The sequence below is a fragment of the Alkalihalophilus pseudofirmus genome (assembly GCF_029094545.1).
Classification (GTDB): Bacteria; Bacillota; Bacilli; order Bacillales; family Bacillaceae_D; genus Alkalihalophilus; species Alkalihalophilus pseudofirmus.
Map to the genome: position 1 here is coordinate 2,480,184 of NZ_CP117835.1, position 22,734 is coordinate 2,502,917.

Genomic DNA, 22,734 nt, shown 5'->3' on the forward strand with positions numbered 1-22,734 from the left:
ATAGAATCGATACGTAGAAGAGGTGAGAATAAAATGCCTACTTGGTTTATGTGGTTTATCGTACTATGGACCATCTTTTTGATTACAGTGATGTTTATCGGCGGATATTTCATGTTCCGTAAATTTCTTAAGCGTCTGCCTAAAGAAGATGGAAAAAGTATTCTAGATTGGCAAGACTACTATATCGAGAAGACGATTCATTTATGGGACGCAGAACAAAAAGCATTATTAAATGATTTAGTTGAACCCGTTCCTGAATTGTTTCGAGACGTCGCTAAAGGAAAAATTGCGGGGAAGATCGGTGAGCTTGTATTAGAAGAAAATGCGAGTGTATTAACCCAAGATTATATTATCCGCGGATACATTCTAGCTACGCCTAAACGTGATCATAAATTTTTAAAGAAAAAGTTAAAAGAAAAAGAAATCGATATGACACCATACAAACAATTGCTAGAATCATCTTAAACAAAGAACTCGCTCAATAGAGCGAGTTCTTTGTTTAAATTCGTATTCGTTTATGTTTCAGCAGGTACGATTATTTTTTTAGGGGGATTATTTATTAATTCTGCTTCAAGTTTTCGATAGGATCGATACATCGAAATCCGCCACGGAATAATCATTCCATAAGCAAGTAAAAAGAACATGCCAGCGAGCTCTTCAAATTGAACAGCGTCCCCAATGATCAGTTTAAACGTGATTCGAGCAACTAATAGACCGACTAATATAAATGCAAACGCTTTTGAACGTTTTAAATAAATTTGATTGCGCTTAATTTCAAAATTAGAGGTTTTTATTAATAATATGGAAAAAATCATGCCGACAGCTAATGCCTCAATCACCTGCCACCAAGCAGGGCGAGCTGGTTCATAGAGAAACATCAAAAAACCAGTAGACATAAAAATCGGAGGTAAAATAATTTTTTTTGCAGAAGCTGGACGTTTCGTTGCCTTAAGTCGAATAATAATAGCTAGAGTAGCCATTATAGCTGCCCCGATTGTTGATAATAATATATACGTATCACTCAATTTAGCTCACTCCTTTCTCATGAGCGTACCCATCCCTTTAAACATACCTTAAAGCGTCCTCTCTTTCAAACATTATTCAAACATTTGATAAAAAAATCTGCTCTTTGACAAATAAAAACGAAATATTCGCTTCTCTTTTAGTTAGGACGTTTCTTCCAAATAATTCAGATTGTTTTTAAATGAGGAGAATATTATGATATATGTAAGCGATTCGTGGAGGGTTGCACCTATGACAAAAAGGCAGCTAGAGGATTCATTAAGAAAACAAACTAGTAATTTTATAGAAGACTCAGTGCAAGCCGCAAATGAGAGAGTAACCGAAGAATCCATTGAAGAATCGATCGAAAAAAAACGGAATGAATTAATTAAAGTTGGTACAAGCAACGGTCTTCATTCTAAAAAAGCCGTTGAAGTAAGTCAGCAGCTAGACCAGTTGTTAAATAAATACGATCGCTTATTAAAAGAGAAAATAACAAAATAGAACCGACTTAGCAGATGCCAAGTCGGTTATTTTTAACTCAGTTTAATTTTTTCATTAGACCCTTTTTGCAGGAGGTACATTTTGTGATAGAGACCTCCTCTTTCTAACAGCTCTTCGTGATTACCTCGCTCAACAATCTCTCCTTGATGGAGGACCAAAATTTGATCTGCATCTTTAATGGTTGATAATCTATGGGCAATCGCAATCGTCGTTCTACCCTCTTGCATTTTTCTAAGTGCCATTTGGATCGCTTCCTCTGTTTCTGTATCTACATTTGCCGTTGCTTCATCTAAAATGAGTACTTTTGGATTTGTGGCCATCGTTCTTGCAAATGATAAAAGCTGACGCTGTCCACTTGATAGCGTTGACCCACGTTCTGCTAAAACTGTGTCATATTGATTTGGCAAACGTTGTATAAATTCATCTGCCTGAACAAATTCTGCTGAAGCACGCACTTGTTCATCGCTAATGCCATCCCGGTTCAGACGAATATTATGTGCGATCGTCCCCGTATACAAAAATGGATCTTGCAGCACGAGTCCGACCTCTCTTCTTAGTTCCTCATTAGGATAACTGTATAATGATTTGCCATCGATGATAATATCACCTTTAGATAATGGATAAAATCGCATGAGCAAATTAATAATAGAACTTTTTCCGCTTCCGGTATGTCCGACCAGCGCAACCGTTTCTCCTTTTTTAACTGTAAATGAGATATTCTTTAACACATCCGTTTTCCCGTCGTAAGAAAAAGTCACGTCACGAAATGTAATATCCCCTTGTTCGATTCTGTGAGGATCTCTCCCCTGTTGGCTCGGTGCATAATCTTGATGGTCCATCAGTTTAAACACTCGTCCTGCTGAAACAATTGCCTGCTGAAATAAGGACAATCTCATCATCATTTGGTTAACTGGTTCAAAAAAGCGATCTAAGTAATTAACAAATGCATAGATAACCCCGATCTCAACAGGGCTGACAAAGGATGTCACACCAAAATAGCTTAGCACTAAGATTAATGCGAGAATAGAAATAAGATCCACCATCGGCCGAAGTAGCAGCCCATCTAATTTCATGCTCTTCATACCAGCATCTAGATGTTCATCATTGACTCGCGAAAACTCTTTTCGCAACCGTTTTTCCTGCCTGAACATTTGAATAATCGCCATACCTTGTATTGATTCATTCATTTTCGCATTTAATTGGCTTAACCTTTCACTCATATCCGCATAAAACTTTGAGCTCCATTTACGATAGAGCTGCATTAAGCCAAGCAAGATAGGAATTAAAAATAAGCAGTAAAGCGCAAGTGTAGTATTTAAATAGAACATCGCTACAAAAACACCGATTAAAAACATGATGTTTTGGACAAAAGTTGCTAATACCGTTACATACAGCTCCTTGATTGATTCTGTATCATTGGTAATGCGAGAAATCAGCCCCCCTGCAGGCGTTTTATCGAAGAAAGCCAGCCCTAAACGCTCTACATTACTAAATACATCGACTCGCAGCTGTTGAATAATTCTAAGAGATACTTTTTGAAATAAAAAGGATTGAAAATAATTAACAAACACTGAGGAGATATGCAAACTTAGATACAGAACTGCTAAAAGTACAAGTTCATTAGTCGGAAAAACTTGTGGTGTGAGATAATCATCGATAAAAATTTTGACTAAAATAGGACCCATTAATTCCGCAGCTGTAGCAAGGAGCAGCAATGTAAATGCAATCGATAACGTTTTAGCATGCGGCTTTGCATAGCCTAAGAGACGATAGAGGACCTGTCGTTGTTCTTTCTCTGTTAATACACGGTCTTTATGTTCCATTACTCCTCGCCACCTCCTCTTACTACAGACTCTAGCTGCTGCTGCTCATACATGCTGCGATACCATCCGCCTTCATTCATCAATTCTTCATGAACACCACGCTCTATTACTTTTCCATCTGCTAAAACAAGTATTAAATCTGCATGTTTAATTGCACTTAAGCGATGTGCTGTAATAATCGTTGTTTTTCCGCGTCGGTTTTCTCTAAGTGAGTTTAGTATTTGTTCTTCTGTCTTTGCATCAACAGCTGATAAAGAATCATCCAATATAAGAATATTAGGATCAGAGATAAGCGCTCTTGCTATCGAAATTCGCTGCTTTTGACCTCCAGAGAGCGTTACTCCTCGCTCTCCAACAACAGTATCGTACCCTTGATCAAATCGAGTGATATCCTCGTGAATGTTTGCTAGTTTACAAGCTTGAACAATCTCTTTGAAACTAGCATCAGGCTTTGCAAATGCTACATTATCAGCAATCGTCGCTGAGAAAAGGAAATGTTCTTGCGGTACGAGTCCAAATGCTTTCTTTAATGCATCAAGGGAATATTCATTTATTGAACGTTCATTAATTCTTATCGATCCATCTGAGACATCATACTCTCGCTGCAGCAATTTTATCAATGTAGACTTACCACTGCCTGTTTTTCCTACAATCCCGAGTGTTTGACCTTCTATTAAAGTGAAATGCAGTTCAGTCAATGCATTTTTATCTGTACCTGGGTATGCATAGGAGTTCAAGGAAACATCAATGTCTCCTTTTGCGACCGTATCAACTGTCGCCAGCTCATCTGTAATATCTTGCTTTTCGCTTAACAAATGCTTAATACGATCATATGAAGCTCTTCCACGTTCCACAATGTTAAACAGCCATCCAAAGGCAAGCATTGGCCAAATCAACAGACCAAGATAGATGGTAAAACTCGTTAACTGGCCGATTGTCATTTCATCAGCGATCACATAACGCGCGCCAAATACAACAGCAAGAAAATAAGACAACCCGACAATCAATGAAATCGTAGGATCAAATAAAGCATCTACTTTGGCAACCGAAACATTTTTTTTGACAACTTGCTCCGATTGCGCACGAAACCCTTCTATTTCACGTTCCTCTTGACCAAAAGCTTTTGCTACTCTGACCCCAGTAATACTTTCCTGTACATTGTCATTCAAATCAGAAAAAGCTGCTTGAGCCACATGAAATCTTTTATGAAGCAATGTTCCATAATAACTTGTTAAAAGCGCCATGAACGGCATCGGGATCAAACTGATCAATGTTAACTCCCAGCTGATGGTGAGGGCCATTGTTAAAATAACAAAGCCTCCCATTGTCAGAGAATCCACTAAAGTAAGCACACCTTGCCCTGCCGTCGCTTGAACAGCTCTAATGTCATTTGTAGCATGTGCCATTAAATCGCCAGTCCGCTGTTTTTGATAAAATTTACTCGACATATTTGTAAAATGTTCATATAACTGATTTCTTAAAAGACGGGCTAAACGAATCGCAGCCCCAAATATCATAATCCTCCATACAAAACGAAGCACATAGACGATGAGTCCTACACCTAGTAAAACTCCAACCCAAGAAAGCAAGGTTGTTGTCGTCAACGTCTGCTCTGCGATATGATCCACAATCACACCCACTATATACGGGGGTAATAAGGTGAAAATAGAAACAAAAGCCAATACTAATATACCCAACCCATAAGAAACACGTTCACGCTTGAAAAACCACCATAAGTCTTTAAATACAGACATCTTACCAATTTCCTCCCTCGCAAAAAACCGAAAGTAATTAATATTCCGTAAATTAAATGGATACGTATATGATAAATATTACATATTCCATCCACCCTTCTCATGTATTGGAGCCGCTATCTTATTTCCTTTTTATGTATGATAGCATAACATCTTTTTACAGTAGAAAAACACCCCAATATGAGGTGCTTGTCCGATACATTATTTCGTTTGTTGCTTTTGCATTGCTTTCATCATCTGATTTATCTTCTTTTGTGATGGATTTTGACCCATTTGCATCATCATCACTCGAAGCATTTGCTCATTAATTGGCGGGTTCTTCTTTAAATAAGACATCATCGTCTTACGTGCGATAAAGAAACCGATAGCAACACCCGCAAGTACTGCGATCGTGTAGCCTAAAATATGAATCCATGGCATACGTCCAACGTCCTCCTTCAAACAAAATAAACCGTTCAAGCTTAGCCTGAATCAACCTACATTATTATATCGTAACGAGACCGTTTTTAAAAGCTCCTTATGAAATTTGTTCCTATTTATCCGCTTAGACAAACTTAACTTGCTTAATAGGATTAAGCCATCCAAAACGATGATTTTCAAAATTGATGGCAAAAAAACAAGGGTCTATTTTTCTCAGCACTTCAAAAAACATCGTTTCTGCTTCAATTTCACCAGTCGATGTTAATGATAGGTGTTTCTTATAAATTAGTAATTCAGCGCAGCTTTCAGGTTGGGCAAGGTCAAGCACATGGATATGTTTATTTACTTTATAGGAGGATAAATTTGAAAAAGCAGCCATCATTTGTTGCTGCAGCAACAAACCAGGCATCGGCTTTGAAATATACTCTATCTGCAAATCAATAATTTGCTTTTGTTCAGGTGAAGCCATCGTTCTTTCTAAAAATAAATGAAATAGTTTTGACTCTTGTCCAAAATAGTGCTGCGCAACGTCCTCTTCTAGTAAAAACAATTGATAATGTCTCATTCGCTGCACCCCTTTCATTCATTTCTTTACGATAAGTATAGGGGATGCTTCCTAAAATCATTGTCTTAAACTGGCGAGGAATTTCACTAGTTTTGTCGAATAAAAAGACCGCCTAAACAAGAGGCGGTCTTCATCATTCATTATTTATTTAATAAAACTTTTGCTTTAGCAACCACATTATCTACAGTAAAGCCATACTCCTGCATAATGCGCTCTCCTGGTGCTGATGCTCCAAATTGATCAATTGCAAGTACATCGCCGTGATCCCCAACATATTTATGCCAGCCAAGAGATGCTCCCATTTCAATACCTAAACGAGCTTTTACATTTGGAGAAATAACTTCATCCTTGTATTCTTTTGGCTGTGCTTCAAAGCGATCCCAGCTTGGCATGCTGATAACAGATGCATGAATGCCTTCTTTTTCAAGCACTGCTTGCGCTTCTACTGCTAGTGGAACCTCTGAACCAGAGGCTAATAAAAGTAAGTCTGCATCTCCATTTGCACGAGATACAATATAAGCACCTTTTTTCACACCTTCATAAGCCGTTTCCTTTGTTCCTTCAATAGTAGGAAGGTTTTGACGAGTAAGAACTAATGCTGTTGGTGTATCTTTTGATTCAAGCGCTAATTTCCACGCTGCAACCGTTTCATTGCTGTCACCAGGACGAACAACAGATAAACCAGGCATTGCACGAAGAGCTGCTAATTGTTCAACAGGCTCATGTGTCGGACCATCTTCACCTACAGCAATACTATCATGTGTAAAGACATAAATGACTGGAAGATTCATTAATGCAGATAGGCGGATAGCGGGACGCAGGTAGTCAGAAAACACAAAGAATGTTGCTCCGAATACTTTCACTCCCCCGTGCAGAGCCATACCATTTACAGCTGCACCCATCGCAAATTCACGAACACCAAACCACACATTGCGGCCGCTGTAATCTTCACGAGTAAAGTCACCAAGATCTTTCATCATTGTTTTGTTTGAAGATGCTAAGTCAGCTGAACCTCCGATAAGTTGAGGAACATGTTTAGCAAATGCATTTAATGCCTCACCTGATGATGCACGAGTTGCTACGCTTGAGCCGACATCATATACTGGAGCATCTTGATCCCAGCCCTCAGGAAGTTCGCCTTTAACAGCAGATTCAAATTGGGCAGCAAGCTCAGGATAAGCCTCTTTATATGTTGCAAATAACTCATTCCAGCTTTCTTCCGCTTTTGCACCTTGTTCTTTCACATTATTATAAAACTCTTTAACGTCTTCAGGAATGTGAAAATCTCCATCGCCTTCCCATTTATATGCTTCACGTGTAAGCTTCACTTCATCAGCACCAAGCGGAGCTCCGTGAGAAGCTGATTTACCAGATTTGTTTGGAGAGCCGTAGCCGATAACTGTCTTCACTTCAATTAACGTTGGACGATCATCTTCTTTAGCCGCTTTAACCGCACGGTTAATCTCATCAATGTTATTTCCGTCTTCCACACGAATGACTTGCCATCCGTATGCTTTATAACGATCTTCAACGCTCTCTGAGAATGAACGGTTTAATTCACCATCAAGTGAAATATCATTTGAATCATACATCACAATAAGGCGGCCTAATTTTAAGTGTCCTGCTAGTGATGCTGCTTCTGCAGAAACACCCTCCATTAAATCTCCATCTCCACAAATGCTGTATGTGTAATGATCAACGATATTGTACCCATCACGATTATATGTACTAGCTAAATGACGTTCTGCCATTGCCATACCTACTGCCATTGCCACACCTTGTCCTAATGGGCCGGTAGTAGCTTCTACTCCAGGAGTATGTCCAAATTCAGGGTGACCAGGTGTCTTACTTCCCCATTGACGAAATGATTGTAAGTCTTCTAGAGAAACATCATATCCAGTCAAGTGAAGAAGGCTGTAAAGCAGCATAGATCCATGACCAGCAGATAATACAAAACGATCACGGTTTGCCCAATCGGGGTTTGAAGGATTGTGCTGCATATATTTTGTCCATAGACTAAATGCCATCGGAGCTGCACCCATTGGCATACCTGGATGGCCTGAGTTCGCTTTTTCAATACTATCAATTGATAATGTACGAATGGTATTAATTGCTTTTAATTCAACATTTGTTGACATGATTTCGTTCATCCTTTCCGTTACTGAAAACGTTGTATTCGTGTTTCATCATATACTTTCTTGCCCGTTTTAACAAGCGGATTCGACAAATTCTCACCGGTTTGTTGCATTTTGACACTCTCCTTACTATTTCTCAACTACAGAAGTCTTATCCTATATTTAAGAGGTGTTTTTATAGAAAAGAAAAACCCTCTTTATAAAAAAGAGAGTTTTAATGGGTGAAGCCGCCGTTCTTCTTCTGTTTACTATCTTTCAATGCTTGAGGTGTCACATCATTTCCCTCTTCATCTACTACTTTTACGGAGTGCAGCTGATTTTTGAAGGATTTACGGAACGTTTGGATATATTCTTTTCTAAGAGCTTGCTGCTCTTTTTCCTCTGATTTCGTTAAGCCTGTTGATTTTGATCGTTTAGAAAGCTCATTAATTCTAGCAATCTTATCTTTTGATAGCATTTGATTCACCACCTTTAAAATGAACACGCGTAAATATGATCACATTTAAAATGTACATATCTAAATATGAACAAATCCTACTGTATCATGAATCTATAAACACTATCAAGTGAGGTGTATTGAGCTTTACGAGCTAATTTAGCTGTTTAAATCTTGATTTGATTTCGCTTCTTCATATTCACGATACCGGCGATGGACAGTGGCTTTTGAAACATCATAACCGAAACCTCTTAATGTCGCAGCTATATCATGAAAAGTTAATTTACGCTCACGAAGCCGGACAATATCTTCAATGGGTACTTCCTTTTTATCCCTGCCGCCTATTCTTTCGCCGCTTAGATTATCTTGAGGTCTATATCCCCTTTCCACCGCTGCCCTCATCCCTCGCTTTATTTTCAAATTATGTAATTTACGTTGATACTCTTCAACAATTGAGACGATATCAAGAACCATCGAATCTGCTTCCGATAGGCGCAGCTCTCCCTCATCCTGAATCGTATAGATTGTAATATCATCTTTTCGGAGCTGATGAAGGATAGCCATCTTCGCATGTCCGCGCCCAAGCCGAGTATCATCTTGGACCAAAACTGATTGTGCTTTGTCTTCCTTAATAAGGTCTAGTAATTTCAATATTCCTTCACGATCGATTTCATAACCGCTTGCTTTCTCTTCAATTACGTGCACCACTTCTAGCCCGTAATCTTCAGCTATCTTTTCTAATTCACTTTTCTGTCTTTCGATGGATGTTTGCTGTGTTTCTTTTTCTGTGCTTACTCTACAATAAATAATAGCTTGGTTATTATTTATCATTTTGCTTGTCTTTTTGTTCGTACGCATAGGCATACAGATTTTCAATCTCCTTTGTTGATTCATCTTTGTCTAAAGCATCTAATTGGCCGGCTTTTATAACTTCACCGTTTGAGAGCGGCTCTTGCTCATTATTAACTAAATCATACTCTTGTGCAATCGTATTTGTCATATCATCTTGGTCTATATTTCCGCCAGAGAAAAGAATCGAGCTATACATAAACATCAATGCGAAAACCGCAGTAATCATAATAAATAATTCTTGTCCTGAAAATTTTCTGATCATTTTCATCACCCCATAAGAATGTTTGTTCCCATTCACTATAAATGAGAACACTCGTTTGTGTCAAGCTAATTTTAGAACTTATGTTTGCATTACGTATGTTCGCATGGTACAATTTAGTCAAGAAGGAAACAAAAGCGAGGTGTTATTCGTGTCAAAACTATCAAAACGTCAACAAGAAATCCTAGATTACATTAAGATAGAAGTGAAGAAAAAAGGTTATCCCCCTTCTGTACGTGAGATTGGAGAAGCGGTGGGACTAGCGTCAAGTTCAACTGTTCACGGCCATTTATCTAGACTTGAGAAAAAAGGTTTAATCAGACGAGACCCTACCAAGCCTAGAGCAATCGAAGTACTAGAAATGGATGAGCTAGACCCAGTTGTGCATGAGAAGAAAACGGCTTACGTTCCGATTGTAGGTAAAGTCACAGCCGGTATGCCTATTACCGCCATTGAGAACGTTGAGGAATACTTGCCTCTTCCTGATCACTTGGTAACAAATGATTCCGTTTATGTTCTTGTTATCCAAGGAGATAGTATGATTGAAGCCGGTATTTACGATGGCGATATGGTCATTGTCCGTCAGCAACAAACTGCTAATAACGGCGATATCATTGTCGCAATGACGGAAGAAAATGAAGCGACAGTGAAACGCTTCTTCCGTGAAAAAGATTACATCCGATTGCAGCCGGAGAATTCTACTATGGAACCAATCTTACTAAAAGATGTAACGGTTCTCGGAAAAGTCATCGGAGTGTTCCGTACCCTTCATTAAATATTCATATAAAAGCTTGTCCTCAATACGCTTGTTCTCTATATTATGAGGACAAGCTTTTTTTATGATTGTATTTATAAAAAAAAGATGAAAAGTTTAAAAGCTAGAAAGCTTTCAAACTTTTCATCTATATGAACAAGAGTTTAAAACGCCCACGGCCTTATGAGCGGAGCATTGTGATCTTCTTTGCTCGTTTTATACCCTCTTCGTCTAAACTGCCGGTCCATCTCTCTTACCATCGTACGATATTGATTCTGATCCAACCGTCCATCTGCAAATAAGTAACATGCAAAGGCATACGCTAAAGCAGAAGTGTCAATATTTACGGTTACATCAACATCTGAATTTCCACTTTCATGAACGAAAGCTTTCGTTTCTGTTTGATTACGATTACGATGTTGCATCGTCATTCACCTCTCTTATGTTGAAATGGGCATTAGCTATGCTAATACCCATTAAATAACGGAATTATCTACGTGAACGTGCACGTGCACGAGCATAAGCTTCTGCATCTACGAAAACGTCTACTTCTGAGTTCCCGCTGTCATCTACATAAGACTCATTAAAGTTAAAGTTGTAGTTCTTATCCTTTAACGTATTTTCATTATCTACACGGTTGCGGTTCTTATTATGACTATCAACTTCTGCATTTAACCAAACACCAGCAACATCACGACGTCTTTCTCTTTTCTTACGACCCATTTTATTCTCCTCCTCAATTATGGTCTTAACTTCTTAGCTGCCTACCAAAACCAATTCCAGCATTTACAGCAATGTTTTCTTCTGCGGTCGCCTGCTACAGGACCTCTATCGCGATCCCTCCGGCGCCTGCGATCTTGATCACCTGCTACTGGGCCGCCGCCATCGCCGCTGCGTGCATTTGCTCTAGCAAACGCCTCAGTATCTACAAATACATTAACATTAGAGTTTCCACTATCTTCTACATAGGAATAGTTAACGTTATAGTTGTAGTTCTTATCTTTTAAAGTATTCTCATTTTCTACCTTATTTTCATTCTTGTTATTTGCCCATACGTCAGAGCCACCGTGATCACATTTCTTATGACACCACCACATAACTTTCCCTCCTTTTTTCTTGGAATACTTATATGTATGTCATGTAGTATGATAGCGTATAGACAAGACTCTAGTTTTTGTTTATTTTTTTACATTAATTTCATAAAAGCGTATGCGAAACATTTTATGGGATTAAAACTAATCAGATCTCAAGAAAGCATTATAAATGCAGTTTTTTTGTGAAGGAATATATTCAAAGCCTGACAGTTACGATGATCTACACGACTTGTGTAGATATATAGAAGTTGGTAAAGTTTAGAGGGATTAAGAAGTAAAGAAAACCCCTTTAACTGAGTTAAAGGGGTTAACTGTATTAATAAGATGACATATATTGCTCGCGCTCCCAAGGGTGAACTTGTGTGCGGAACATGTCCCACTCGATTTCTTTTGCTTCAACAAAGTGCTCCACTGCATGCTCACCAAGAGCTTTTACAAGAACTTCGTCTTTAACAAGCTTATCAAGAGCATCTTTAAGTGTAGCTGGAAGGTCATTGATACCTTCTTCTACACGCTCTTCTTTACTCATTACGTAGATGTTACGATCTGTTGCTGGTGGCGGCGTCATTTTCTTCTTGATTCCATCAAGACCTGCAGCAAGAAGAACAGCCATTGCAAGGTAAGGGTTAGCAGCCGGGTCTGGACTACGAACTTCAATACGAGTACTCACACCGCGAGAAGAAGGAATACGTACTAGCGGGCTGCGGTTTTTCATTGACCAAGCCACATATACAGGAGCCTCATATCCTGGAACTAAACGTTTGTATGAATTCACGATTGGGTTCGTAATAGCTGTGAAAGCTTCAGCATGCTTTAGAGTACCGCCTAAGAAATGCATAGCTGTTTCACTAAGCTGCGAATCTGTAGACTCGTCATAAAATACGTTGCCGGTTTCGTCAAATAATGACATGTTACAGTGCATACCAGAACCATTTACACCAAATAACGGCTTAGGCATGAACGTCGCATGCAAACCATGCTTACGTGCAATTGTTTTAACTACTAATTTAAATGTTTGAATATGGTCACACGCTGTAACCGCATCAGCATATTTAAAATCAATTTCGTGCTGGCCTGGAGCAACCTCATGGTGAGAAGCTTCAATGTCAAAGCCCATATCTTCAAGTTCTAAAACGATGTCACGGCGGCAGTTCTCACCTAAATCAGTTGGTGATAAATCAAAGTACCCACCTTTGTCATTAAGTTCTAGAGTCGGTTCACCGTTTGCATCATTCTTGAATAAGAAGAACTCTGGCTCAGGACCAATATTGAATGCAGTAAAGCCCATATCCTTCGCTTCAGCTAAAACGCGCTTTAAAATACCACGAGGATCACCTTCAAATGGTGTCGGCTCTTCACCTGGCTCACCTGGTTGATAAATATCACAGATTAAACGTGCCACTTTACCTTTTTCCGGCGTCCAAGGGAAGACAACCCATGTATCAAGATCTGGATATAGATACATATCTGATTCCTCAATACGAACAAACCCTTCAATTGATGAACCATCAAACATCATTTTGTTATCTAATGCTTTTTCAAGCTGATCAACTGGGATTTCTACGTTTTTAATTGTTCCTAATAGATCAGTAAATTGTAAACGAATAAATCTTACGTTATCTTCCTCAGCAATTCGCATAATATCTTCGCGTGTGTACTTTGACATTGTTATGTATTCCCCTTTCAAATTCTTTAAAAATGTATTTGCAGAATCGGTTCCCTAAACTAGAATACCCTGATTCCATTCATACGAAACCGATTCATACAGCCTTTTTAATGGAAAAATCTAGATAACTGACCTTGAATAATTGATGCCCTGCCGTTTCTTCCTGCCATCATTAAATCTTTTTTAAGATGGTTTCTTAATTCTCGGTCAGAAAGCGGCTTTTTAGAAGCTTCTTCTTGATCAGTACGCATTTGCACTTGCTGTTTCATTTGAATAATTTGTTTAATTCCTGAAATGTTAACCTTTTGATCTAGCAACGCTTTAATCTCTAATAATCGATCTACATCATTAAACGAGAATAATCGTTGATTCCCATCGGTTCTAGCAGGCTTTATTAATTCATGCTGCTCATAATAACGAATCTGCCTAGCTGTAAGTTCTGTCAGCTTCATTACTATCCCTATCGGAAATAAAGGCATGCTGCGACGAATTTCATCATTCATCTTGCCACCTCCTTGTCTTCTCATAGATTAGTATAAACAATGTCAGTTTCTTTGTCAAACTCATGTCAGCTTCCCTTACATAAAATTTTTCGATATTTTCTCTTTAAATAGAAAGTTCAGAAATATCTTCAGTAAAAAAAGCGTTCAACCGAACAGATTGAACGCCCTCTTTTATATTATTCGATCAAGTGCTTGTAAAACGGCAAGTTTTACGTGTTCATAAGTAAGTCCGCCTTGCACGTACGCAAGGTAAGGAGGTCTTATTGGGCCATCGGCAGTTAACTCGATGCTTGCTCCTTGAATAAATGTGCCTGCCGCCATAATCACATCATCTTCATACCCCGGCATATAACTTGGCTGCGGTTTAACATGCGCATTTATCGGAGAAGCGGCTTGGATCTCTTGGCAGAATGCAATCATTGTTTCAGCATCTTTAAAGCGAACAGATTGAATTAAATCTGTACGTCTTTCATCCCAATGAGGAGAAGTCTCCATTCCTGCTTCTTCTAAGCATGCTGCTGTAAATACAGCGCCCTTTAAGGCTTGAGATACGACATGGGGAGCTAAGAAAAATCCTTGGTACATTTCTAGCAGGCTGTATAAGCTAGCACCGCCTTCAGCCCCAATACCAGGTGCAGCAAGACGATAGGAAGCAAGTTCAATTAATTCCTTATCCCCGACAATATAGCCGCCAGTTTTAACAAGGCCGCCGCCAGGATTTTTAATTAAGGAGCCGGCAATTAGATTAGCCCCCACTTGAGTCGGTTCTAATGTTTCAACAAATTCGCCGTAGCAATTATCAACAAAAACAATAACGTCCTCTTTAATTGAGCGTACAAAGTCAATCATTTCTTTTATTTCGTGAATGAAATAAGAAGGACGATCCCCGTAGCCTTTTGAACGTTGAATCCCTATCATTTTTGTATTAGTATGAATCGCCTCTCTGATTGCATTTTTATCAATCCAGCCATCTTCTACTAACGGAACTGCTTTATAGCTTATTCCAAATTCCTTTAACGATCCATTTCCATTACCTCTGATTCCAACGATCTCTTCAAGGGTATCATAGGGCTTTCCTGTGATGTATAAAAGTTCATCGCCAGGCCTAAGCACTCCAAATAATGCCGTAGCAATCGCGTGTGTCCCTGAAATAATCTGCGGACGAACGAGTGCGGCTTCACCGCCGAACACATCAGCATAAACACTTTCTAAAGTATCTCTTCCTGCATCGTCATATCCATAGCCAGTAGAGGGTGTAAAATGAAAATCAGATACTTGATGCGTCTTAAAGGAAGCCATTACCTTTGCTTGATTGAAAAGAGCGGTTTCTTCAATCTCACGGTGGTGGCCGGCAATGTTTTCCTCTGCTTTTTTCATGAGTTGCTTAAGTTTTTCTTGATGTGTAAATGTTTCGTACATTTTATGACTCCTTCAGTAAACGTTCTTTGAGCTGACTATAAATAGATGTATTTTCTAAAGCATGTCCTTCAATGACATAAGCTTCCCTGGATTCATCAAATTGCTGGGTATGAATCATTGTTTCTTGTCTAGCAGCAGCTAAAATATGACCTTCATCTGCTTTAATGATTGATCGATAAGGCATCATCATTCCCTTTAATGCTTGTTCAATTTTCACCTTTAAAGCGAGCAGATCTTCCTCATTATAAGCACTCATTATGATTGAGTCTTTTGTATGAGTCGGAATAAAAACATCCGTTTTTTGATCGGCTTTATTATAGATGAGCAACTGCGGTATGGAGTGCGCTTCTAATTCTTCTATTAATTTAATTACCGTTCTTTCATGCTGTTCATAATCCGGATGAGAGCAATCAACAACATGTAATAATAAATCAGCTTCTTTTAGCTCCTCTAACGTGGAGCGGAATGATGCAACAAGGGTCGTTGGCAAATCCTGAATAAATCCAACGGTATCAGACATTAACACTGAAAATCCACTTGGAAGGTGAAGCTGCCTTGTCGTCGGATCAAGCGTGGCAAATAATTGATCTTCTTCAAGCGTGTCGGCTTTTGTTAACCTGTTTAAAAGAGTTGATTTCCCTGCATTTGTATACCCGACTAAAGCAAGTTGTATAGCAGCATTCTTTTTACGTTTTTCACGATATCTTCCCCTGTGATTAACGACCGCTTCAAGCTGCCGCTCAATTTCATTCATTCTCCTTCTAATATGACGCCGGTCCGTCTCAAGCTGCGTTTCCCCCGGACCTCTTGTTCCGATTCCGCCTCCTTGTCTTGATAGAGCTAGACCTTGTCCAGATAACCTGGGAAGCAGATATTTAAGCTGGGCTAATTCCACTTGCAGCTTACCCTCTCTGGATTTTGCCCGCGAGGCAAATATATCAAGAATCAACTGAGTTCTATCGATAACCGCTATACCGCACTCGGCATGAAGGTTTCTCATTTGACTTGCTTGTAATTCATCATTGAAAATAACAAGATCAGCTTCTGTCTCTTCTATAAGGTGAACAAGCTCCTGCACTTTCCCTTTTCCGACATACGTAGAAGGCTCAACCTTTTCTCTTTTTTGTGTGATCGTTCCTACGACTTTTCCCTTGGCGGTTTTAGCAAGGCTCTCAAGCTCTGCGATCGATTGTTCAAACTCTTCGTCCTCTCGATTCACTTGGCACCCTACAAGTATTACATGCTCTATATCCCTTTGCTTTATATCTTGCATATTTGGCACATCCTCACTTCAACATCATAATCTTATCTAAAAAAGCCAGGCACACACACGCCCGGCCCCTGCTCATTACTTAAGCTTAACATGAGAAGCATCAAAATTAAAATCTTCTTTTTGTAGAGTCACAAGGGATTCACGATCATACAGCCCCTCTTTCAATAACCGAACAGCCTGCATACGAATAGCTTCCTCTATAATATTACGAATATATCTACCATTTGAAAATGTCTTTTCTTGTTCAAGCCTTAATTTCCTCAAATGTTCTTTTACGTGTCTCTTTGCCTCATCCGTAAGCTCATACTCTCTTTCAATCACCATCCTTGCGGCCATCTCAAGCAGCTCTTCTGATGTGTAATTTGGGAAGTCAATTGCAATTGGAAACCGCGATGGGAGTCCTGGATTTAACGAAAGAAAATACTCCATTTCTCTTTGATACCCAGCTAAAATCAACACAAATTCATGCTGTTGGTCTTCCATCGCTTTTACTAGAGTATCGATGGCTTCCTTTCCGAAATCTTTTTCTCCTCCGCGCGACAATGAATAAGCTTCATCAATAAATAATACCCCGCCATTTGCTTTCTTAATGACCTCACGTGTTTTTTGAGCCGTGTGACCAATATATTCCCCTACTAAATCTGCTCTCTCCACTTCAATTAATTGACCTTTCGCTAATACATTCATTTCATGAAAAAAAGAAGCGATCATACGAGCAACCGTTGTCTTTCCCGTCCCTGGATTTCCTTTGAAGATCATATGAAGCACTTGCTTAGAAGCTCTAAGTCCTAATTCTTTTCGTCTTTGATTAATATAGAGCCACGCATAGATTTCTTTTATCAGCCTTTTCACTTCATTTAATCCTACGTACTCTTCAAGCTCCTTTTCAAAACGATCTAAAATTTCATGTTTTTGGCGATCTTGCTCAGATTTAAATAAGGAATCTGCTTCATTTGTATGTTGAGTCTGTTTGTGGTTTAAAACAACATTAATACGCCCATTCTTTCTCGTATTGACTCGGTCATTCATGCAAAACACCCCTTTATTACCGAGTTCGGTGCATTACAAGACAGTAGCTATTCATTCTTATTCATACGCTAAGTGAAATGAAAGTGTGACAAATGCCTAGAAGGATGAGGATGAAAATGAAAATATTCCTATTTTTTTGCTATAATACATTCATAGAAAGGGAGGGATTCATACATGTCTGTTTCCACACCTGAATTTATTACAGATTATCTTGACTCTTTATATGAAAAGGGACGGAAGGAGGCTACGATAAAACGATATCGTTATGACCTTCTAGATTTCCTTGAGTGGATGAAGGATCACAATAAACCATTAACAATAGAGGGCTTTGACTCTCTTTCAAATGAGGAAATGGCCCTTTTCTTTGACGAGTTAATTAAACATCGTTCCTACAAAATACGTACAACAAGAAGAATTTATTCCGTGATTCAACAATTAGCAAGATTTTATATAAAAAAAGGACAACTTCAGACACACGCTATTCTTTTCTACACTCAGCCAGAATTGATTCAAACTCCCTTACAACGAAAGGAATGGGTAAGCTCTGCTGAAGCCGACCAGCTCTTTTCTGTCGTTCGTTCTTATGAAGGATTAAGTGAAAATCAAATGAGAGCACGCCCTCTATTAATTGCTCGTAACGAATGTCTTTTACATTTATTATTGCATTATGGATGTTCTCTCCACGAGGCAGCTTCCCTTACCACTCGTGATGTACGATTTGAACGAAATGAGATACGTGTCCAATCTGAAAAAGGGATATCAAGAATTGTACCGATCACTCACGAGCATAAACAGCTTGCCTACAACTACTTAAAGACGATTCCAGAAGCGGTAAGACCTAAGCTTTTTTCAGATGAGCCTTTTTTTGTAGCCTTTGATTTTCAACGCGGTACGTTCCGCTGGTCATACGAAGAAGATCAACCGAAGCAATTAACGATAATCTCTATTCAAAAAATGATTCGACAGGAAGTGGAAAGAGCGGGGCTGCGGAAAGGCATTTCAGCGCAGCATTTAAGACACACCTATATTCTTAGAAAACTGCTAAATGGTGACGATGCGATCTCCTTGCAGCAGCAGCTTAGCTTTAAATCACTTCTATCACTTAAGCGCTACACTCTTACCATCAATCAATTAACAGAAGAGCAAAAACGAGAATTACAATAAAAAAGCTTTGGACAAAAGTCCAAAGCTTTTATAAATGATTTCTTATACTTCATCAGATTTCAATTGAACATTGCGTTGAGGAGCGAAGGTTGAGATCGCATGTTTATATACAAGCTGCTGCTTCCCTTCAGACTCGAGAATAATCGTAAAATTATCAAAGCCCTTAACATGGCCGCGTAATTGAAAGCCGTTTAATAAAAAGACAGTTACCGAGATGTTTTCTTTGCGTAGTTGGTTCAAAAATTGATCTTGAATGTTGATGGATTGTTTCATTAGAAGTCCTCCTCTTTATATCTCTATCCTTGTTTATTCGAGTTCTTTTTTCAATTTCCTTCTAAAAATTTGTCTACTGTGAAATTTACAATGTCTTGATAGTGCTTTGTTGGCTCAAAGGCAGACACAGAATACCATGCAGCATCCGTTTTATTTTTGAACCAGGTGAGCTGTCTTTTGGCATATCTTCGCGAGTTTTGCTTTAACACCTCAATCGCTTCATCCCTTGTATAAAGTCCGTCAAAATAAGCATAAATCTCTTTATAACCAATCGCTTGAATCGATTGACAATCACGGAGCCCTTGATCATAAAAGTGTTTCACCTCATCAAAAAGGCCAGCTTCTACCATTAAATCTACTCGTTTATTAATGCGGTCATATAAGTCTACACGATCCATTGTTAACCCAATCATCACTAAATTATACAAGGATTCTTGTTTTTCTTCGGTTTGCTGCTCTGAAAATAATTCACCGGTCACATAGTTTACTTCTAGAGCCCGGATGACCCTCCTTACATTATTAGGATGAATCTTTTCACATACTTTAGGGTCGATCTCCATCAGCTTTTGATAGAGCGCTTCGTTACCGTTCTTCTCGGTTTCTTCTTCAAGCTTTTTTCGATACGTAACATCTGTCGGAACTTCGGCAAAATCAAATCCGTGTGTGACAGCATTCACATAAAGCCCTGTACCGCCAACCAAGATTGGCAGCTTCCCTCTCTTAGTGATATCAGTAATAAGCGGGCGGCATAATTCTTGGAATTCAGCTACTGAAAAAGGCTTGTCCGGCTCTTTAATATCAATGAGATAATGCGGGATGCCCTCTTGTTCCTCTTTTGTCACCTTAGCCGTTCCAATATCCATACCCTTATATATCTGCATCGAATCTCCGCTAATAATTTCGCCATTCATTGCCTTTGCCACATGAATGCTAAGAGCCGTTTTACCAACTGCTGTCGGTCCGACAATCGCCATTAATCTTTCTTTCATTCCTTACACACCTCTATTTGTAGTAACATCAATAAAACCATAATGGAAAGCTGCATGCTGGCGTTTTATTTGCTTAAATCCAAACTTGTTAAAGCGTTCACTTTGCCAATGGTCTTTAAGAACGACTTTCTTTTTGGCTATACGTTTTGCGTGAAAGAGCACTTCTTCATCAATATCATCATGACATGCTATGCCTTTTAACCCTTTTATTCCTGTAGAGGTTTCAACATGCACCTCAAACATTGGGTCAAAGTAAACGACATCAATTGAAGAGGAAGAGGCTTGTTGTAAATAGGGCAGATGGTGAGTATGAATTACGTTGATCTCCCTCATCCGCTCAATCATCACTTTTGGCCCTTCCTGCCATTCTTTAAGACCTTCTTTAACAATATAAGCCGCCTCACGATTTGCTTCTAACCCAGTGACACATCCTTTTTCACCTACCGCAAGCTTTGCCATTAAACTGTCAGAAGCAAGCCCAAGCGTACAATCAAGAACGCTCATCCCCTCTTTTAAATCCGCCACATCAACGAGTGGATCCCTCATCCCTCTTAACCATTGCTTCACACGAAACATAGCAGAACTCGGATGATAGAAAAAGGGCTCCATTCTATCTTCTGTATATAACGTTAACCTGCTTTTAGCGACGACAATCACTTTGCTTTCGTGAGTGTTCAACAGCTCATCTACTGAGGCATCATTCCTCTTTATGAACAGACCATTAAGGTGACTGGCAACTTCTTTTGCTTTTCCTTCTAATTTGCTTGCTTGTTTCCTTGCAGTCGTTACGATCATGTTTTCCTCTTCTTTCTGAGTATTAGCTTCTACATCACGCGCTTAAACATTTTCTCAAGTTCATATGAAGAGAAATGAATAAGAATGGGCCTTCCGTGAGGACAAGTAAAAGGATCACTGCTTTTTCGCAATGATTCAAGCAGAGCAAACATTTCATCTTGCCTTAAATGACGATTTGCTTTTATCGATGCTTTGCAGCTCATTAAAATAGCCGCCTCTTCTCTTAAGCGTTTAATATCAATTTTTGCCGTTGTAAGCAGGTGGTCGATAATTTCTCTAATCGTTTCTTCTTCAAGGCCTTTAGGCAGCCATACAGGGTGAGAACGCACAATATAGGTTTTAGAACCAAATTCTTCTAAAAATACTCCTACTTGTTTCAAATCATCTAGATGCTGATCAATGATGATCGCCTCTTGGTTTGTGCACTCGATCGTCATCGGAACTAACAACTCTTGTGTTTCCCTTGGTACTTCTCCTACTTTTTCTCTATAATACTCATATTTTATTCGTTCCTGCGCAGCATGTTGATCAATCAGATACATACCGTTTTCATTTTGAGCCACGATATACGTACCATGCATTTGCCCAACTGGATACATCACCGGAACCCTGTCATGAAGCTCGTTTGTTTGTTGCTCATGTACACTGCTCGCAAAGTCGCCCTCTGCTTTATGCGTCTCTGGCATTTCTAGTGAATCTATTTGATTTTTTTCTAGATAATCTTCTTTAACCTTACTTTTTTCAAACTTATCTCCTTCTACCTTACTTCCTTCAGCCTTATCGAAAAATTTGCTCCCATTTGCGTCTTTCTCTATCGTTCCAGCTTCCTTAACGATTGACGGCAGAGGATCCTTCGCATGATTTCCCTCTGTTTGCGCACCACTATTATTTACTTGATTTAATAGTGATTGATCAAATAGTGACGAATCAGTATCTGGTGTAGCCTTCTCAAATGGAAGTGTCTCCTGGTAATGTATTTGTTTAGGTTTTTCGGTAGTATGTTTTATTTCAGGGATAAGAGTTTGTTTATTGAAAGCTGATTGAATAGACGAGGTAATAAGCTTAGCTAGTTCATCTTCTTTACTTAAACGGACTTCAAGTTTAGATGGGTGTACGTTCACATCAATTAATGTAGGGTCCATCTCAATACTTAGCACAACAACCGGGTACCTTCCGATCGGCAATAATGTATGAAATCCTTCTTGAACTGCTCTAGCAAGATGAAAATTACGTATATATCTCCCGTTAATAAATAAACTCATGTATTGTCTGGACGCTCTTGTTACTTCAGGCTTTGCAATATACCCCTCGATCGAATAATCAAGAGAGGTACCCGAGACAGCAACCATTTCTTTGGCTACATTCCGTCCGTAAATCGAGGCAATAACCTGCCTCACATCTTTATTCCCGCTCGTCTTAAGCATCTCTTTACCGTTATGATAGAGGGAGATAGCCACATTTGGGTGAGCTAAGGCCAGACGATTGACGACATCACTCACATGGCCCGCTTCCGTATGTACTGTTTTTAAATACTTCAAGCGAGCAGGGGTATTATAAAATAAATTCTGAACGATGACTTCTGTTCCTTTACGGGTTTTTGAAGGAGTGCGTGAAGTAATATGGCCGCCTTCTAAAGTCAGCTCTACACCTGGTCCCTCACCCGTGCACGTTCTCATCGTTAAATGTGACACAGATGCTATACTTGGCAATGCCTCCCCGCGAAACCCTAATGTGCGAATTTGGAAAAGATCGCGGTCGGTTTTGATTTTACTTGTCGCATGTCTATAAAAAGCCGTTTCTACATCATCAGCTTGAATCCCATCGCCATTATCAAGGATGCGAATCGATGACATTCCGCCTTCTTCCATTTCGATCAAGATATTCGTACTGTTTGCATCTAACGCATTTTCAAGCAGTTCTTTTACAATCGACGCCGGACGCTCGACTACTTCTCCAGCTGCAATCTTATTAGACAGAAACGCATCTAATTTAACAATTTGAGCCATCGATTCTTCCTCCTCTCAC

Annotated in this window: 25 protein-coding genes; 4 read left to right on the top strand and 21 right to left on the bottom strand. The window is 39.2% G+C overall.

Going from position 1 to position 22,734, the window contains the following annotated elements; all coding sequences use genetic code 11:
• Positions 1 to 33: 33 nt before the first annotated feature.
• Complete coding sequence (locus PQ478_RS13320; protein ID WP_022628083.1) at positions 34 to 465, top strand: DUF2621 family protein; 432 nt, start codon at positions 34 to 36, stop codon at positions 463 to 465.
• 50 nt (positions 466 to 515) lie between these two features.
• Here PQ478_RS13320 and PQ478_RS13325 read toward each other — a convergent pair whose 3' ends face one another.
• The gene (locus tag PQ478_RS13325; protein WP_022628084.1) at positions 516 to 1,025 is read right to left on the bottom strand and encodes a CcdC family protein; all 510 of its coding nucleotides are present in this window, start codon (positions 1,023 to 1,025) and stop codon (positions 516 to 518) included.
• A gap of 193 nt (positions 1,026 to 1,218) precedes the next feature.
• Between PQ478_RS13325 and PQ478_RS13330 the strand changes: the two genes are divergently transcribed.
• On the top strand, positions 1,219 to 1,506 hold the full coding sequence (locus tag PQ478_RS13330) for an aspartyl-phosphate phosphatase Spo0E family protein (RefSeq protein WP_289234583.1): 288 nt from the start codon (positions 1,219 to 1,221) through the stop codon (positions 1,504 to 1,506).
• A 32-nt stretch (positions 1,507 to 1,538) separates the two neighbouring features.
• On the opposite strand, the gene PQ478_RS13335 is transcribed toward PQ478_RS13330, so the two are convergent.
• From PQ478_RS13335 to PQ478_RS13370, 8 genes are all read right to left on the bottom strand, one after another.
• Positions 1,539 to 3,329, bottom strand: a complete 1,791-nt coding sequence (locus tag PQ478_RS13335) for an ABC transporter ATP-binding protein (protein ID WP_075682715.1) — start codon at positions 3,327 to 3,329, stop codon at positions 1,539 to 1,541.
• Positions 3,329 to 5,083: an ABC transporter transmembrane domain-containing protein gene (locus PQ478_RS13340; RefSeq protein WP_289234584.1), complete on the bottom strand. Its 1,755-nt coding sequence runs from the start codon at positions 5,081 to 5,083 to the stop codon at positions 3,329 to 3,331. The genes PQ478_RS13335 and PQ478_RS13340 overlap by 1 nt, the downstream gene beginning before the upstream one ends.
• Before the next feature lie 201 nt (positions 5,084 to 5,284).
• Positions 5,285 to 5,503 carry a YneF family protein gene (locus PQ478_RS13345; protein ID WP_012959284.1) on the bottom strand — a complete coding sequence of 73 codons (219 nt, stop codon included), beginning with the start codon at positions 5,501 to 5,503 and terminating at the stop codon, positions 5,285 to 5,287.
• Positions 5,504 to 5,627: 124 nt separating this feature from the next.
• Entirely contained in the window at positions 5,628 to 6,068 is a 441-nt protein-coding gene (gene sirA, locus PQ478_RS13350; RefSeq protein WP_289234585.1) for a sporulation inhibitor of replication protein SirA, read from the bottom strand.
• A 140-nt stretch (positions 6,069 to 6,208) separates the two neighbouring features.
• A complete protein-coding gene (gene tkt, locus PQ478_RS13355) occupies positions 6,209 to 8,206 on the bottom strand; it encodes a transketolase (protein ID WP_012959286.1) in 1,998 nt (665 codons plus the stop codon).
• A 211-nt stretch (positions 8,207 to 8,417) separates the two neighbouring features.
• Positions 8,418 to 8,660, bottom strand: coding sequence for a DUF896 domain-containing protein (locus PQ478_RS13360; RefSeq protein ID WP_022628091.1), 243 nt, complete (start codon positions 8,658 to 8,660; stop codon positions 8,418 to 8,420).
• 138 nt (positions 8,661 to 8,798) lie between these two features.
• Positions 8,799 to 9,497, bottom strand: a complete 699-nt coding sequence (locus tag PQ478_RS13365) for a YneB family resolvase-like protein (protein ID WP_435521085.1) — start codon at positions 9,495 to 9,497, stop codon at positions 8,799 to 8,801.
• Positions 9,460 to 9,753, bottom strand: coding sequence for a hypothetical protein (locus PQ478_RS13370; RefSeq protein WP_289234587.1), 294 nt, complete (start codon positions 9,751 to 9,753; stop codon positions 9,460 to 9,462). The genes PQ478_RS13365 and PQ478_RS13370 overlap by 38 nt, the downstream gene beginning before the upstream one ends.
• Before the next feature lie 148 nt (positions 9,754 to 9,901).
• Between PQ478_RS13370 and lexA the strand changes: the two genes are divergently transcribed.
• Positions 9,902 to 10,525, top strand: coding sequence for a transcriptional repressor LexA (lexA, locus tag PQ478_RS13375; RefSeq protein ID WP_012959290.1), 624 nt, complete (start codon positions 9,902 to 9,904; stop codon positions 10,523 to 10,525).
• A gap of 143 nt (positions 10,526 to 10,668) precedes the next feature.
• Here the strand turns inward: lexA and PQ478_RS13380 are convergent, their stop codons facing one another.
• The 8 genes from PQ478_RS13380 to spoVK form a co-directional block, all read right to left on the bottom strand.
• Positions 10,669 to 10,929, bottom strand: coding sequence for a hypothetical protein (locus tag PQ478_RS13380; protein ID WP_022628094.1), 261 nt, complete (start codon positions 10,927 to 10,929; stop codon positions 10,669 to 10,671).
• Between the two features lie 64 nt (positions 10,930 to 10,993).
• Positions 10,994 to 11,227 carry a hypothetical protein gene (locus tag PQ478_RS13385; RefSeq protein ID WP_022628095.1) on the bottom strand — a complete coding sequence of 78 codons (234 nt, stop codon included), beginning with the start codon at positions 11,225 to 11,227 and terminating at the stop codon, positions 10,994 to 10,996.
• Positions 11,228 to 11,268: 41 nt separating this feature from the next.
• The gene (locus tag PQ478_RS13390; RefSeq protein ID WP_289234588.1) at positions 11,269 to 11,601 is read right to left on the bottom strand and encodes a hypothetical protein; all 333 of its coding nucleotides are present in this window, start codon (positions 11,599 to 11,601) and stop codon (positions 11,269 to 11,271) included.
• Positions 11,602 to 11,914: 313 nt separating this feature from the next.
• Positions 11,915 to 13,264: a type I glutamate--ammonia ligase gene (gene glnA / locus PQ478_RS13395; protein WP_012959294.1), complete on the bottom strand. Its 1,350-nt coding sequence runs from the start codon at positions 13,262 to 13,264 to the stop codon at positions 11,915 to 11,917.
• A 107-nt stretch (positions 13,265 to 13,371) separates the two neighbouring features.
• A complete protein-coding gene (locus PQ478_RS13400; protein WP_012959295.1) occupies positions 13,372 to 13,767 on the bottom strand; it encodes a MerR family transcriptional regulator in 396 nt (131 codons plus the stop codon).
• Positions 13,768 to 13,938: 171 nt separating this feature from the next.
• Entirely contained in the window at positions 13,939 to 15,186 is a 1,248-nt protein-coding gene (locus PQ478_RS13405) for a methionine gamma-lyase family protein (RefSeq protein ID WP_012959296.1), read from the bottom strand.
• A 1-nt stretch (position 15,187) separates the two neighbouring features.
• Positions 15,188 to 16,459 (bottom strand): GTPase HflX, encoded by a 1,272-nt coding sequence (gene hflX, locus PQ478_RS13410; RefSeq protein WP_289234589.1) that lies wholly within the window; start codon positions 16,457 to 16,459, stop codon positions 15,188 to 15,190.
• A 75-nt stretch (positions 16,460 to 16,534) separates the two neighbouring features.
• On the bottom strand, positions 16,535 to 17,488 hold the full coding sequence (gene spoVK, locus PQ478_RS13415) for a stage V sporulation protein K (RefSeq protein ID WP_289234590.1): 954 nt from the start codon (positions 17,486 to 17,488) through the stop codon (positions 16,535 to 16,537).
• Positions 17,489 to 17,662: 174 nt separating this feature from the next.
• On the opposite strand from spoVK, the gene PQ478_RS13420 reads away from it, so the two are divergent.
• Positions 17,663 to 18,652: a tyrosine-type recombinase/integrase gene (locus PQ478_RS13420; RefSeq protein ID WP_289234591.1), complete on the top strand. Its 990-nt coding sequence runs from the start codon at positions 17,663 to 17,665 to the stop codon at positions 18,650 to 18,652.
• Between the two features lie 42 nt (positions 18,653 to 18,694).
• Here the strand turns inward: PQ478_RS13420 and hfq are convergent, their stop codons facing one another.
• From hfq to mutL, 4 genes are read right to left on the bottom strand one after another with little or no spacing between them, the layout of a single operon-like run.
• A complete protein-coding gene (gene hfq / locus PQ478_RS13425) occupies positions 18,695 to 18,925 on the bottom strand; it encodes an RNA chaperone Hfq (protein ID WP_012959300.1) in 231 nt (76 codons plus the stop codon).
• A gap of 50 nt (positions 18,926 to 18,975) precedes the next feature.
• Positions 18,976 to 19,914, bottom strand: coding sequence for a tRNA (adenosine(37)-N6)-dimethylallyltransferase MiaA (miaA, locus tag PQ478_RS13430; protein WP_289234592.1), 939 nt, complete (start codon positions 19,912 to 19,914; stop codon positions 18,976 to 18,978).
• Between the two features lie 3 nt (positions 19,915 to 19,917).
• Complete coding sequence (locus PQ478_RS13435; RefSeq protein ID WP_289234593.1) at positions 19,918 to 20,709, bottom strand: class I SAM-dependent methyltransferase; 792 nt, start codon at positions 20,707 to 20,709, stop codon at positions 19,918 to 19,920.
• A 29-nt stretch (positions 20,710 to 20,738) separates the two neighbouring features.
• Positions 20,739 to 22,715 carry a DNA mismatch repair endonuclease MutL gene (gene mutL, locus PQ478_RS13440; protein ID WP_289234594.1) on the bottom strand — a complete coding sequence of 659 codons (1,977 nt, stop codon included), beginning with the start codon at positions 22,713 to 22,715 and terminating at the stop codon, positions 20,739 to 20,741.
• Positions 22,716 to 22,734: the final 19 nt, after the last annotated feature.